The organism is Serratia sp. CY76391 (genome assembly GCF_052166695.1).
Taxonomy (GTDB): Bacteria; Pseudomonadota; Gammaproteobacteria; order Enterobacterales; family Enterobacteriaceae; genus Serratia; species Serratia nematodiphila.
On the sequence record NZ_JBJNOJ010000006.1, the window covers coordinates 394,526 to 408,120 of the forward strand.

At 56.7% G+C, this 13,595-nt stretch carries 11 protein-coding genes; 8 read left to right on the top strand and 3 right to left on the bottom strand.

The features are described 5' to 3' along the window. Together leuB and leuA are read right to left on the bottom strand one after the other, a co-directional pair. Positions 1–1,092 carry a 3-isopropylmalate dehydrogenase gene (gene leuB, locus ACJ8PN_RS12690; RefSeq protein WP_004932823.1) on the bottom strand — a complete coding sequence of 364 codons (1,092 nt, stop codon included), beginning with the start codon at positions 1,090–1,092 and terminating at the stop codon, positions 1–3. A 2-nt stretch (positions 1,093–1,094) separates the two neighbouring features. Then, positions 1,095–2,669, bottom strand: a complete 1,575-nt coding sequence (gene leuA / locus ACJ8PN_RS12695; protein ID WP_004932820.1) for a 2-isopropylmalate synthase — start codon at positions 2,667–2,669, stop codon at positions 1,095–1,097. A gap of 872 nt (positions 2,670–3,541) precedes the next feature. Here leuA and leuO point away from each other — a divergent pair. The 5 genes from leuO (at position 3,542) to cra (ending at position 10,514) form a co-directional block, all read left to right on the top strand. Beyond that, complete coding sequence (gene leuO, locus ACJ8PN_RS12700; protein WP_004932811.1) at positions 3,542–4,489, top strand: transcriptional regulator LeuO; 948 nt, start codon at positions 3,542–3,544, stop codon at positions 4,487–4,489. 465 nt (positions 4,490–4,954) lie between these two features. Continuing rightward, a complete protein-coding gene (locus tag ACJ8PN_RS12705; RefSeq protein ID WP_171453316.1) occupies positions 4,955–6,763 on the top strand; it encodes an AMP-dependent synthetase/ligase in 1,809 nt (602 codons plus the stop codon). A 316-nt stretch (positions 6,764–7,079) separates the two neighbouring features. Beyond that, positions 7,080–8,798, top strand: a complete 1,719-nt coding sequence (ilvI, locus tag ACJ8PN_RS12710; protein WP_442534988.1) for an acetolactate synthase 3 large subunit — start codon at positions 7,080–7,082, stop codon at positions 8,796–8,798. Positions 8,799–8,800: 2 nt separating this feature from the next. Then, positions 8,801–9,292, top strand: coding sequence for an acetolactate synthase small subunit (gene ilvN, locus ACJ8PN_RS12715; protein WP_004932806.1), 492 nt, complete (start codon positions 8,801–8,803; stop codon positions 9,290–9,292). 217 nt (positions 9,293–9,509) lie between these two features. Beyond that, positions 9,510–10,514: a catabolite repressor/activator gene (gene cra, locus ACJ8PN_RS12720; RefSeq protein WP_171453317.1), complete on the top strand. Its 1,005-nt coding sequence runs from the start codon at positions 9,510–9,512 to the stop codon at positions 10,512–10,514. Between the two features lie 37 nt (positions 10,515–10,551). On the opposite strand, the gene ACJ8PN_RS12725 is transcribed toward cra, so the two are convergent. Further along, complete coding sequence (locus tag ACJ8PN_RS12725) at positions 10,552–10,992, bottom strand: L-alanine exporter AlaE (RefSeq protein WP_004932798.1); 441 nt, start codon at positions 10,990–10,992, stop codon at positions 10,552–10,554. Positions 10,993–11,854: 862 nt separating this feature from the next. On the opposite strand from ACJ8PN_RS12725, the gene mraZ reads away from it, so the two are divergent. The 3 genes from mraZ to ftsL are packed head-to-tail and all read left to right on the top strand — an operon-like array spanning position 11,855 to position 13,574. Continuing rightward, positions 11,855–12,313 (top strand): division/cell wall cluster transcriptional repressor MraZ, encoded by a 459-nt coding sequence (gene mraZ, locus ACJ8PN_RS12730; protein WP_004932796.1) that lies wholly within the window; start codon positions 11,855–11,857, stop codon positions 12,311–12,313. Positions 12,314–12,315: 2 nt separating this feature from the next. Beyond that, positions 12,316–13,257 carry a 16S rRNA (cytosine(1402)-N(4))-methyltransferase RsmH gene (gene rsmH, locus ACJ8PN_RS12735; RefSeq protein ID WP_004932794.1) on the top strand — a complete coding sequence of 314 codons (942 nt, stop codon included), beginning with the start codon at positions 12,316–12,318 and terminating at the stop codon, positions 13,255–13,257. Then, the gene (gene ftsL / locus ACJ8PN_RS12740) at positions 13,254–13,574 is read left to right on the top strand and encodes a cell division protein FtsL (protein ID WP_015376645.1); all 321 of its coding nucleotides are present in this window, start codon (positions 13,254–13,256) and stop codon (positions 13,572–13,574) included. The genes rsmH and ftsL overlap by 4 nt, the downstream gene beginning before the upstream one ends. The last annotated feature ends 21 nt before the right edge of the window (positions 13,575–13,595 follow it).

The following is a 13,595-nucleotide window of genomic DNA, read 5'->3' on the forward strand; positions in this document are numbered from 1 at the left end:
TTATGCCCCCTGAGCTACAAAGCGGGCGATGATGTCGCCCATTTCATCGGTGCTGACGGCTTTGCCGTCACCGGCCAGATCGGCGGTGCGGTAGCCCTGTTCCAACGCCTGGTTGATGGCGCGCTCCACGGCGTCGGCCGCTTCATCGGCGCCCAGGCTGTAACGCAGCAGCAGAGTGGCGGACAGGATCTGCGCAATCGGGTTGGCGATGCCTTTGCCGGCAATATCCGGCGCGGAACCGCCCGCCGGTTCGTACAGGCCGAAGCCTTGCTCATTCAGGCTGGCGGACGGCAGCATGCCCATCGAACCGGTGATCATCGCGCACTCGTCGGACAGGATGTCGCCGAACAGATTGGAGCACAGCAGCACGTCGAACTGGGACGGATCCTTGATCAACTGCATGGTGGCGTTGTCGATATACATGTGCGACAGCGACACGTCCGGGTAATCCCTGGCGACCTGATTGACCACTTCACGCCACAGGATGGAGCTTTGCAGCACGTTGGCCTTGTCGATCGACGTCACCTTGTGGCGGCGCTTGCGGGCGGATTCGAAGGCGATGCGCGCGATGCGTTCAATCTCGAAACGGTGATACACCTCGGTATCGAAGGCGCGTTCCTGCATGCCCTGGCCTTCGCGGCCCTTCGGCTGGCCGAAGTAGATGCCGCCGGTCAGTTCGCGCACGCACAGAATGTCGAAGCCGCGGGCGGCGATATCGGCGCGCAGCGGGCAAAATGCCTCCAACCCTTGATACAGGCGCGCTGGGCGCAGGTTGCTGAACAGTTTGAAGTGCTTGCGCAGCGGCAACAGCGCGCCGCGTTCCGGCTGCTCGGCCGGCGGCAGATGTTCCCATTTCGGGCCGCCCACCGATCCGAACAGGATGGCGTCGGCCTGCTCGCAGCCGGCGACGGTCGCCGCCGGCAGCGGGCTGCCGTGGCGATCGATGGCGATGCCGCCGACGTCGTATTCGGCGGTGGTGATGCGAATGTCAAAGCGTTGACGCACCGCGTCCAACACTTTGCGCGCCTGAGCCATTACTTCCGGGCCGATGCCGTCTCCGGGCAAGACGGCAATGTGATAAGTCTTCGTCATGTTCACACCGTTTCCTGATTATTTTGATGTTTGTTTTGCTGCAGGCGCTGCTTTTCTTTTTCTACCTGCTGTGAGCGCCAAATATTGTTCAACACGTGCACCATCGCCTTGGCGGAGGATTCGACGATGTCGGTCGCCAGACCCACGCCGTGGAAGCGGCGGCCGTTGTAAGAGACCACGATATCCACCTGGCCCAGCGCGTCGCGGCCATGGCCTTTGGCGGTCAACTGGTACTTCACCAGCTCGATCGGGTAATCGGTGATGCGATTGATCGCCTGATAGACCGCATCGACCGGGCCGTTGCCGGTGGCGGCTTCGGCTTTCTCTTCGCCGCCGCAGATCAGTTTCACCGAGGCGGTGGCCATGATGCTGCTGCCGGACTGTACGCTGAAGTAACCCAGGCTGAAGTGCTCCGGCTCTTCCTGCTGTTTGTTGATGAAGGCCAGCGCCTCCAGATCGTAGTCGAACACCTGGCCCTTTTTGTCGGCCAGCTTCAGGAAGGCGGCGTACAGGGTATCCAGGTTGTAGTCCTGCTCCTGGTAGCCCATCTCTTCCATGCGGTGTTTCACCGCCGCGCGGCCGGAGCGGGAGGTCAGGTTTAACTGCACGTCTTTCAGGCCGATCGACTGCGGGGTCATGATTTCGTAGTTTTCGCGGTTCTTCAGCACGCCGTCCTGGTGAATGCCGGAGGAGTGGGCGAAGGCGTTGGAGCCGACGATCGCCTTGTTGGCCGGGATCGGCATGTTGCACAGCTGGCTGACGATCTGACTGGTGCGGAATATTTCCTGGTGGTTGATGTTGGTGTGCACGTTCATGATGTCTTGGCGCACTTTAATCGCCATGATCACTTCTTCCAGCGAACAGTTGCCGGCGCGTTCACCAATGCCGTTCAGGGTGCCTTCCACCTGGCGGGCACCGGCCTGCACTGCGGCGATGGAGTTGCCGACCGCCATGCCCAAATCGTCGTGGCAGTGCACGGAGATGATGGCTTTGTCGATGTTCGGCACGCGGTCATACAGGGTAGTGATGATGCCGCCGAACTGGTTCGGCGTGGTGTAGCCGACGGTGTCCGGGATATTGATGGTGGTAGCGCCGGCGTTGATGGCGGCTTCAACCACGCGACACAGATTGTCGATCGGCGTGCGGCCGGCGTCTTCACAGGAGAACTCCACGTCGTCGGTGTAGTTGCGGGCGCGTTTTACCGAGCGCACCGCCATCTCCAGCACTTCGTCGAACGAGCGCTTCAGCTTCGATTCGATGTGCAGGGTTGAGGTGGCCAGGAACACGTGGATGCGGAACGCTTCGGCGACGCGCAGCGCTTCGGCGGCCACGTCGATGTCTTTGTCCACGCAGCGGGCCAGGCCACAGACGCGGCTGTTCTTGATCTGGCGCGCGATGGTTTGCACCGACTCGAAGTCGCCCGGCGAAGAGACCGGGAAGCCGACTTCCATCACGTCAACGCCCATTCTTTCCAGCGCCAGCGCAATCTGAATCTTCTCTTTTACGCTCAGGCTGGCCTGCAGCGCCTGCTCGCCATCACGCAGCGTGGTATCGAAAATAATGACTTGTTGGCTCATCGGTGCATTCCTTATCGTGTTGATTTCACGCTAAGCGGGCAAAAAAAAACCCGCGCAGTAGCGCGGGTTTCTTATGGGTGATCGGCTGAGTCAGCTCCGAACGTCGTCCACAGGCATACCGCGCAAACAAGATGCGTTGAGTAGTAGGCCTAGTAGACGGTGAGTACGGATCATAAGGGTTCAGCTTCTCTTAAATTGGGTGTCTGCCTAATTTGATACGTGATTGGCCTGGCGATGTCAACACCTGATTGAATGCGGGGACAATGCATCAGTCCATTAGCTAAACAGAGGATCATTCGGCAAAAAAACGACGCCTTAGAGAAAAAAACGGGACCAGTTTGCGTGCTGCTTAGCATAAACGAATCGAATATATACTGCGCTAATTGCTTCTGGATTTCGTTGCGTTAAGATTTGTGATGAAAAAAACAAGGGGATTAATCACGGGGAGCAATAAAATAACATTTTCAATGCAAATGGTTTAAATTGAACTCATATGAATAATTGATTGTTTTAGTCATAATATAACAAAATAATGCGTTTTTATACAAAGTGAGTGGTGTTTTTAGATGGTTTGATTGCTTATGATGTGTTTTTATAGTTTGTCTCATACAGTGCGGCGACGTTGTTCAATTGTATTAATCATTGTTGATACCTAATTATTAGTACTACCCAGGTGACATTCTTCTCGCTGACGGGAAAGCTGCTGACATGTATTCCATATACGACTTATATCGTGTCGATAACACGAGGTTTTTTATCGATTGATGACGGTAATGGCAGGATTTGTCGTGCAAAGATAAGACAATGCGGCGTTTCATTGTTTGTCGAGCATAAGGATTAGATTATCTACACAGGATTTAGTGGAGTGAAATATGGCTGAATATGATTCAGAAATCGCCATGGTCAAAGAGCCGGCGGACATCCATTTGCGCAGCGTCGATCTTAATTTACTGACGGTGTTTGACGCCGTGATGCAAATGCAAAATATTACGCGAGCCGCTAATTCGTTAGGGATGTCGCAGCCGGCGGTGAGCAACGCGGTAGCGCGCCTGAAGGTGATGTTCAACGACGAACTGTTCGTGCGCTGCGGCCGCGGGATCCAGCCCACCATGCGGGCCAGGCAGCTGTTCGGGCCGGTGCGGCAAGCGCTGCAGCTGGTGCAGAATGAGTTGCCGGGATCTGAGTTTGAGCCGCTGACCAGCACGCGAGCGTTCTCCCTGTCGCTGTGCAGCCCGCTCGATTTGCGTCTGGGCGCCGGGATAATCAATCACGTCAAACAGATAGCGCCGCAGCTTAACCTGCAAATAAAGTCATACATTAACAATAATATTGAACGTCAATTGCGTTATCAGGACGTAGAGTTTGTCATCGGCTACAGCCGTTTCGAGTCGGCGGAGTTTCGCAGCCTGGCGATGTTCGACGACGAATTAGTGCTGGCGGTTGCGCAGGCGCACCCGAGAATAGGCGAGGAGGTGACGCCGGAGCATATGCTGGCCGAGCAGCATGCTGCGGTTTCCCTGGAAAGCTTTGGATCGTTCAGTAAACCTTTTTATTTAGACGAGCCGATGCTGCGCGCCGTGACGCAGCAGTGCACGGATCTTTACAGCGTGTTGAATATGGTGTCGCAAACGGAAATGGTAGCGATTGCGCCCGCCTGGTTGGTGCGACAGCAGACGGAGGCGTTGAAAATAAAGGCGGTTCCTTTATGTGGCAATGATAATAAAGCCACCTGCTACCTCTCCTGGCATGAATCCTCAGAGCGGGATAAAGGCCACCAGTGGATGAAATCTGTCCTGATTGAGGCGGGTAACCCAAAGTAAAGCGATAAAGATGGGAGCCATATAAAGATAATATTCAACTGAGCGTTTTTTTCTCATGATAAAAACTAAGAACTATCTGTGTTTTTATTAAGATGTTTCTTGGTTTTGCGGCGATAGAATAACTTATTCTCAGGATAAATTTATTCATTTAGCGAAAACAATTAATATAAATTAATATTCTGATTTTTACTTTCCAGCTGGAATTTTAAACTAACTCGATGTGGCGGCCCGAATGGGCCGCGTTTTATGGCCGCCATCAAACCTTTTCCTTCCCGTTTTGTCCAACCCATGAAAGCGCGAAAGCCGGCCTGAGTTTTGGCTCACACTTCTACGCTGAAATTGCTTTTCCCCCTGCCTGAGAGTAGGTAGACTGCGCGGAAAAAAGTAAACACGTGTAAGCTGAGATGAGGGCCGCAAGGCATCGTTCAGGCTTAACTGTATGATTCATTTCAGGCTTAGAGCACTATGATCACTAATCTGCTGCAATACCATTTGATCCATCGTATACAGCATCAAATCACCCACCGAGCCGATCGCACAGCATTTCGCCAATGGTCGCCCAACGGCGAGCTTCAACTGACCTGGGGAGCAGCGGCTGCCCGCATTGATCGCATTGCTGCCGGGCTGCTGGCGCTGGGCGCCGAAGTGCAAGAACGTATCGGTATCTTCGCCAATAACACGATGGCCTGGTCGTTGACCGATCTCGCGATCCTGCACCTGCGTGGCGTCAGCGTACCGCTCTATTCCACCAATACGCCGGCGCAGGCGGCCTTCGTCATCAACGACGCTGACATTCGCATTCTGTTCGTCGGCGAGCAGGCGCAGCTGGATGCCGCCATCGCACTGCGTGGCGTCTGCCCACAGCTGAGTCATATCATCGTGTTCGACGAGGGCGCCGATCTGCGCGGCTGCGAGATCGCACAACACCTGAGCGCCTTCGAGCGCGCTGCCGATCCGGCGGCTTTTATCGCTCAACGTCGGCAGCGCATTGAAGAGTGCGACCTGCAGGATCTCTTTACCCTGATCTATACCTCGGGCACCACCGGCGAACCGAAAGGGGTAATGCTGGACTACCGCAACCTGGCGGCGCAGCTCTACCTGCATGATGAGAGACTGACGGTCGGCGATGAGGATGTGTCGCTCAGTTTCCTGCCGCTGTCGCACGTGTTCGAGCGTGCCTGGAGCTTCTTTGTCATGCATTCCGGCGCGCAGAATGTTTTCCTGCCGAACACCGACTGGGTACGGGAAGCGATGGGGCAGGTGCGGCCGACGTTAATGTGCGCGGTACCGCGTTTCTACGAGAAGATTTTCAGCGCGGTGCATGAAAAAGTGGCGCGTGCCCCTTGGCTGCGCCGTGCGCTGTTCCACTGGGCGATCGTCTGCGGGGAGCGCAAGTTCCTGCAAGAGCGGGCCGGCAAACCGTTGGGCAAACTGTTCGAACTCTCTCACCGCTGGGCCGACAAGCTGGTATTGAGCAAGCTGCGCGGCATTCTCGGTGGCCGGGTGCGTTTCTTGCCGGCGGCGGGCGCCAAGCTGGATGACAATGTGATCCTGTTTTTCCAGGCGATGGGCGTCAACATCAAGTACGGCTACGGCATGACCGAAACCTGTGCGACCGTGTCCTGCTGGGAAGAGGGGCATTTCCGCTTCGGCTCTATCGGTAAACCGCTGCCGGAGGTCGAGGTGCGCATCGGTGAAGAAAATGAAATTCAGGTGCGCGGGCCGATCGTGATGCGCGGCTATTTCAACAAACCGTTGGAAACCGCCGCGACCTTTACCGCCGACGGCTGGCTGAAAACCGGCGACGCCGGGGCGATCGATGAAGAGGGCAATCTGTTCATCACCGAGCGCCTGAAAGATTTGATGAAAACCTCCGGCGGCAAATACATAGCGCCGCAGATGCTGGAAGGCACGCTGGCGCAGGACCGCTTTATCGAGCAGGTGGCGATCATCGCCGATGCGCGCAAGTTCGTTTCCGCGCTGATCGTGCCGTGCTTTGAGTCGCTGGAAGAGTACGCGAAGTCAGTCAACCTGAAATACCAGGATCGCCTGGAGCTGCTGCGCAACGGCGAGATCCTCGCGATGTTCGAAAAGCGTCTGCGCGAGATGCAAAAGGAGCTGGCGCGCTTCGAACAGGTGAAGAAGTTCACGCTGCTGCCGGCGGCTTTTTCCATGGAGTTGGGGGAGCTGACGCCCACGCTGAAGCTGCGCCGCAAAGTGATCCTGCAGCGCTATCAGCGCGAAATCGACTCGATGTACCAGGAACAGGCCTGACGCCGCCGCCGGGCCATGTGCCCGGCGAAAAAAGCGGCATATCCATCACCTGATTTAGTTCTGTAATTTCCCTCCTGTTCGAAACAATGCCTAGCCTGATTCCCCAGGGGCTAGCGCATTGTTTTTATAAAGCTGCGATCTCCAGCTGCTTGGCAATAACCCCGCCACCGCTAAGCCATTTTGCCGTTTGCCTGCCCCAAATTCTGACGTTATGTTAATTCGATAGCCACAACCCATAAGAACTTTGGGGCATTGCCCCGCAGCAGGCGCTACGTTCCGGCGCCAGAGAAGAATAAGCAAGCCTGGAGGCAAACCCATGGAGATGTTGTCAGGAGCCGAGATGGTCGTCCGATCGTTGATCGATCAGGGCGTTAAACATGTATTCGGCTACCCCGGCGGGGCGGTGCTCGATATCTACGACGCCCTGCATACGGTTGGAGGGATCGATCATATTCTGGTGCGCCACGAGCAAGGTGCGGTGCACATGGCCGACGGTTATGCGCGCGCCACCGGTGAAGTGGGCGTGGTGCTGGTGACCTCCGGCCCCGGCGCCACCAACGCCATTACCGGTATCGCTACCGCTTATATGGACTCGATCCCGATGGTCGTCCTGTCGGGGCAGGTGCCCAGCTCGCTGATCGGCTACGACGCCTTCCAGGAGTGCGATATGGTGGGGATTTCTCGGCCGGTGGTGAAACACAGTTTCCTGGTGAAACGTACCGAAGACATCCCGGCGGTGTTGAAGAAGGCCTTTTACCTGGCTTCCAGCGGCCGCCCCGGCCCGGTGGTGATCGATCTGCCGAAAGACATCGTCGGCCCGGCGGTGCGGATGCCTTATGCCTATCCGCAGGACGTGAGCATGCGTTCTTACAACCCGACGGTGCAGGGCCACCGCGGGCAAATCAAGCGCGCGTTGCAAACTATCCTGGCGGCCAAAAAGCCGGTGATGTACGTCGGCGGCGGCGCGATCAATGCCGGTTGCGAAGCCGAACTGCTGGCGTTGGCAGAGCAGCTGAACCTGCCGGTGACCAGCAGCCTGATGGGACTGGGCGCTTTCCCCGGCACCCATCGCCAGAGTGTCGGCATGCTCGGCATGCACGGCACCTATGAAGCCAATAAAACCATGCACCATGCCGACGTGATCTTCGCCGTCGGCGTGCGTTTCGACGATCGTACGACCAACAATCTGGCCAAATACTGCCCGGACGCCACCGTGCTGCACATCGATATCGATCCGACCTCGATCTCCAAAACGGTGGACGCCGATATCCCGATCGTCGGCGATGCCAAACAGGTGCTGGTGCAGATGCTGGAGCTGTTGGCGCAGGATGACAAGGTGCAGGATCACGATGCGCTGCGCGACTGGTGGCAGTCTATCGAACAGTGGCGCGCCCGCGACTGTTTGGGGTACGACAAAAACAGCGGCACCATCAAGCCGCAGGCGGTGATTGAAACCCTGCATCGCCTGACCAAAGGCGACGCCTATGTGACCTCCGACGTGGGGCAGCACCAGATGTTCGCCGCGCTCTATTATCCGTTCGACAAACCGCGCCGTTGGATCAACTCCGGCGGCCTCGGCACCATGGGCTTCGGCCTGCCGGCGGCATTGGGCGTCAAGCTGGCGCTGCCGGAGGAAACCGTGGTGTGCGTGACCGGCGATGGCAGCATTCAGATGAACATTCAGGAGCTGTCCACCGCGCTGCAATATAACCTGCCGGTGGTGGTGGTGAACCTCAACAACCGCTATCTGGGCATGGTCAAGCAGTGGCAGGACATGATTTATTCCGGCCGTCATTCGCAGTCTTACATGGATTCGCTGCCGGACTTCGTCAAGCTGGCCGAGGCTTACGGCCATGTCGGCATCGCCATCCGCACGCCGGATGAGCTGGAAAGCAAGCTGGCGCAGGCGCTGGCGGAAAAAGAGCGGCTGGTGTTCGTCGATGTGACCGTCGATGAAACCGAACATGTCTACCCGATGCAGATCCGCGGCGGAAGCATGGACGAAATGTGGCTTAGCAAAACGGAGAGGACCTGATCATGCGCCGTATTTTATCTGTCTTGCTGGAAAACGAATCCGGCGCCCTGTCGCGCGTGGTGGGGCTGTTCTCCCAGCGCGGTTACAACATCGAGAGCCTGACGGTGGCGCCGACCGACGATCCGACGCTGTCGCGCATGACGATCCAGACCGTCGGCGACGAGAAAGTGCTGGAGCAGATTGAGAAGCAGTTGCACAAGCTGGTGGACGTGCTGCGCGTCAGCGAACTGGTGCAGGGCGCCCACGTCGAGCGCGAGATCATGCTGGTGAAGCTGCAGGCCAGCGGCTACGGCCGTGAAGAGGTGAAGCGCTGCGCCGACATTTTCCGCGGCCAGATCGTCGATGTGACGGCGACGCTGTATACGGTGCAGCTGGCCGGCACCAGCGACAAGCTCGACGCCTTCCTGAGCGCGGTGCGTGAAGTGGCGGAGATCGTGGAAGTGGCGCGTTCCGGCGTGGTCGGCGTGTCACGCGGCGACAAAATCATGCGCTGAGCGTGGTTTGGCGGCGAATAATCGGGGCGCGGCGTGGCTGCGCCCTTTGTTTTTCGGTATTTTTTGCCCGATTGCTGGCACCTTTCGGCAAAAGCGGTTGCTAGGTAGTGTTTTCTGCTGTTAGATCGCAGAGGCTGGATTGAATAACCGTACGGGATGCCATGGTTAATCCGAGCACAGCCTTCACTTCTATTTTCAGCGTCATTAAGGGGTTAATGTGAAACTGGATGAAATCGCGCGTCTCGCGGGCGTTTCGCGCACGACGGCCAGTTATGTCATCAACGGCAAGGCGAAGCAGTATCGTGTCAGCGATAAAACCGTCGAGAAAGTGATGGCCGTGGTCAGGGAGCATAACTATCACCCGAATGCCGTCGCGGCGGGGCTGCGCGCCGGGCGCACCCGTTCTATCGGCCTGGTGATCCCGGATCTGGAAAATACCAGCTATACCCGCATCGCCAACTACCTGGAGCGCCAGGCGCGCCAGCGGGGTTATCAATTGCTGATCGCCTGTTCCGAAGATCAGCCGGACAACGAAATGCGCTGCATTGAGCACCTGCTGCAGCGTCAGGTGGATGCCATTATCGTCTCCACCGCCTTGCCGCCGGAACATCCTTTCTATCAACGCTGGGCCAACGATCCGCTGCCGATCATCGCGCTGGACCGCGCGCTGGATCGCGAGCATTTCATCAGCGTTGTGGGAGCCGATCAGGAAGATGCCTTTGCGTTGGCGCAGGAGCTGCGCACCTTCCCGGCTGAATCGGTGCTGTATCTGGGCGCCTTGCCGGAGCTTTCGGTGAGCTTCCTGCGTGAGCAGGGCTTCCGTCAGGCCTGGCAAGAGGATCCCCGCCACGTCGATTACCTGTACGCCAACAGCTATGAACGCGAAGCCGCCGGCGCGCTGTTTGCCGAATGGCTGAAAACGCACCCGATGCCGCAGGCGCTGTTTACCACGTCGTTCTCTTTATTGCAGGGCGTGATGGACGTGACGCTGAAGCAACGCGGCCGCTTGCCGACCGAGCTGGCGATCGCCACCTTCGGCGATCATGAACTGTTGGATTTCCTGGAGTGCCCGGTATTGGCGGTAGCGCAGCGCCATCGCGACGTGGCCGAGCGCGTGCTGGAACTGGTGCTGGCCAGCCTGGACGAACCGCGTAAACCCAAACCGGGGCTGACGCGCATTCGCCGCAATCTGTTCCGCCGCGGCAGCCTGAGCCGCAAGTAGTTTGCCTGACAGGGGCCCGCGTTGGCGGGCTCCTGCTTTAGACGTAGTCCGCCACCCGGAACAGCCGCCGGCAGTATTCCAGGAAATAGCCATACACCACGCCCATCGCCATGGAGACCAGCGCATTGCTGGTTACCGCCGCCAGCATTTGTTGGCCGTCGGCGCCTACGCTCCATAGAATGGCGGCATAAACCGGCGACTGGAAGCTGACGTAGGCCAGCAGATCGGCGAGGTTGCGCAGCAGGAACTGGCCGCGCGGGCAGCGGCGCGCCGTGCGGATAAACAGATCGCGATAGCGGCCGTAAGGCCAGGCGATCAGGATGTTGACCGGGATCGACAACAGGCGTGAAGAGAGGGATTGCTGGAAGCTCATGCCTGAGATCAACACTTCTATCGCCATGCCGGCGATAAAGCAATACACCACCAGTGCGAACGTATCGGCAGCGGCGCTACGCCAGTGAGTAGCGGGCGAAAGCATGTGTCACCCCTTCTGGTTAAAATTCTGTTAAATCATTCATTGTTGGATGTTAAGGCTGGTTTTTTGCCTTTTTTATAGTGTACTAATCTGGATTGTGTTTTTTAACTAGGTTTATATTTTTATTTTTAACATTTGTTCGCTTTTTGTCCCGCAGAACAGGGGGGTAGGATGGGGCGGAGAGATTAAAATCGGCGTTTTTAAATAAATCGATTAAAAACATAAGGTTGCGATTTTTCGTTTTTGAAGGGGATTTTTTCCGGCAAAAATTGTGGAAATAAAGGTGTAAGAAAATGAAACCATAATTGTAAACAGGTATTTTGGGAATAATCTTACCAAGTTGATTTGAATCGAAATTACTTCTGCTCGTAATATCCGAGCCATTTATTTTTATCGCGGCCTCATCACGGCGGTGCAAATTGAAGTAAAATAGCGCCCGGTTTTACGGTGAATAACGATTGAGCGTTATTAACTCAAGGAGTTATGGCCTTATTCCGCGATCGGTTCGCCTGGCGCCGAGCCTTGGCGGGCGCGGCTCGCCAGCGGTTACCGCACTGAGATTGCCGAGCTGAAAAATGAGACATGGCTTGCAGAAGGAAGTAATGAGTTAATTAATCGCCAGTTCGTCAGGTTTTTAATCAGATTCTTTCCGCTTAGAAAATTCTCTCCGTTTATCATGGTGTTAATTTTTAATCGTCGAATAATCAGAGTTTCTTTCGCGAGTCAGCTCCCAAAATGACCAGAGAAATATTGCCAAAGCGCTGGCGCTCTGGCTTGACAAGGTTTTCATACCCTCCGTAAACTCCATTGTGTGGGAATTTGTGGGGTAAAGTGGTGAAAACGGTCACTAAGGGGTAGCTCAGGAATGTTCCGTGGAGCGACGATGGTCAACCTCGACAGCAAAGGGCGGCTCGCCGTACCTACCCGATATCGGGAATTGCTCAACGAGGAATCGCAAGGCCAAATGGTCTGTACCATTGACCTCCATCAGCCCTGTCTGCTGCTTTATCCTTTGCCCGAATGGGAAATTATTGAACAAAAATTATCACGTCTGTCGAGCATGAATCCCGCCGAGCGCCGCGTTCAGCGCCTGCTGTTGGGGCATGCCAGTGAGTGTCAGATGGATAGTGCCGGTCGTTTGCTGTTAGCCAGTACGCTGCGGCAACACGCCGGGCTCACGAAAGAAGTGATGCTGGTCGGTCAGTTCAACAAGTTTGAACTGTGGGATGAACAGACCTGGTATCAACAAGTCAAGGATGATATTGACGCTGAACAGTCGACTCAGGAACCGTTGTCTGAGCGGCTACAGGACTTGTCGCTATAAGCATGTTGGAAAACTATAAACACACCACCGTCCTGCTGGACGAAGCCGTCAACGGCCTCAATATCCGCAGCAACGGCATATATATCGACGGTACTTTTGGTCGCGGTGGCCATTCTCGTCTGATTCTGTCCCAGCTGGGGCCGGAAGGGCGCTTGCTGGCGATTGACCGTGACCCTCAGGCGATTGCAGCCGCCAAATCTATTGAAGATCCTCGTTTTACCATCGTACACGGCCCATTTTCCGAGTTGTCGCACTATGTGCGGGAGCGCGAGCTGGTGGGCAAGATCGACGGCGTTCTGCTCGATCTGGGCGTTTCCTCGCCGCAGCTTGACGACGCGGAGCGCGGCTTCTCCTTCATGCGCGACGGCCCGCTGGACATGCGCATGGATCCGTCCACCGGCCTGTCCGCCGCGGAATGGCTGATGAAGGCCGAAGCGGACGACATCGCCTGGGTGCTGAAAACCTTCGGCGAAGAGCGTTTCGCCAAGCGCATCGCGCGCGCCATTGTGGAAAGAAACCGCGTGGAGCCGATGACGCGCACCAAAGAGCTGGCGGATCTGATCGCCGATGCCAGCCCGTTCCGGGAAAAGCACAAGCACCCGGCGACGCGCAGCTTCCAGGCGATCCGCATCTATATCAACAGCGAGCTGGAAGAGATCGAGCGTGCGCTCGACGGCGCGCTGGAAGTACTGGCCCCACAGGGCCGTTTGTCGATCATCAGCTTCCACTCGCTGGAAGACCGCATCGTCAAACGTTTTATGCGTCACCACAGCCGCGGCGCCCAGGTGCCGGCCGGCATTCCGTTGACCGAAGAGCAGCTGCGCGGCATGGGCGGCCGGACGCTGAAAGCGCTGGGCAAAATGATGCCGTCGGAAGCGGAAGTAGCGGACAACCCGCGTGCGCGCAGCTCGGTGCTGCGTATTGCTGAGAGGATGCCCGCGTGATCGGCAACGAACGTCACGGTCTGGTTGGGGTCATTGGCGGCGATCTGCTGCGCAACGCCAAGATCCCCCTGATTTTACTGATTGCGTCACTGGTCTCCGCGATTTTCGTGGTGACTACCGCGCACCGCACCCGCCTGCTGACCGCCGAGCGTGAACAGCTGGTTCTGGAGCGCGATGCGCTGGATATCGAGTGGCGCAACCTGATTTTAGAAGAGAACGCCCTCGGCGATCACAGCCGGGTTGAACGTATCGCGACAGAAAAACTGCAGATGCAACACGTTGATCCATCGCAGGAAAATATCATCGTTAAACAATGAATGGTTTAACCGGAATAATGA

Coding starts and splice junctions, on each gene's coding strand:
- leuB (WP_004932823.1), bottom strand. CDS start 1,092: ATGACGAAGACTTATCACATTGCCGTCTTGCCCGGAGACGGCATCGGC.
- leuA (WP_004932820.1), bottom strand. CDS start 2,669: ATGAGCCAACAAGTCATTATTTTCGATACCACGCTGCGTGATGGCGAG.
- leuO (WP_004932811.1), top strand. CDS start 3,542: ATGGCTGAATATGATTCAGAAATCGCCATGGTCAAAGAGCCGGCGGAC.
- ACJ8PN_RS12705 (WP_171453316.1), top strand. CDS start 4,955: ATGATCACTAATCTGCTGCAATACCATTTGATCCATCGTATACAGCAT.
- ilvI (WP_442534988.1), top strand. CDS start 7,080: ATGGAGATGTTGTCAGGAGCCGAGATGGTCGTCCGATCGTTGATCGAT.
- ilvN (WP_004932806.1), top strand. CDS start 8,801: ATGCGCCGTATTTTATCTGTCTTGCTGGAAAACGAATCCGGCGCCCTG.
- ACJ8PN_RS12725 (WP_004932798.1), bottom strand. CDS start 10,992: ATGCTTTCGCCCGCTACTCACTGGCGTAGCGCCGCTGCCGATACGTTC.
- mraZ (WP_004932796.1), top strand. CDS start 11,855: ATGTTCCGTGGAGCGACGATGGTCAACCTCGACAGCAAAGGGCGGCTC.
- rsmH (WP_004932794.1), top strand. CDS start 12,316: ATGTTGGAAAACTATAAACACACCACCGTCCTGCTGGACGAAGCCGTC.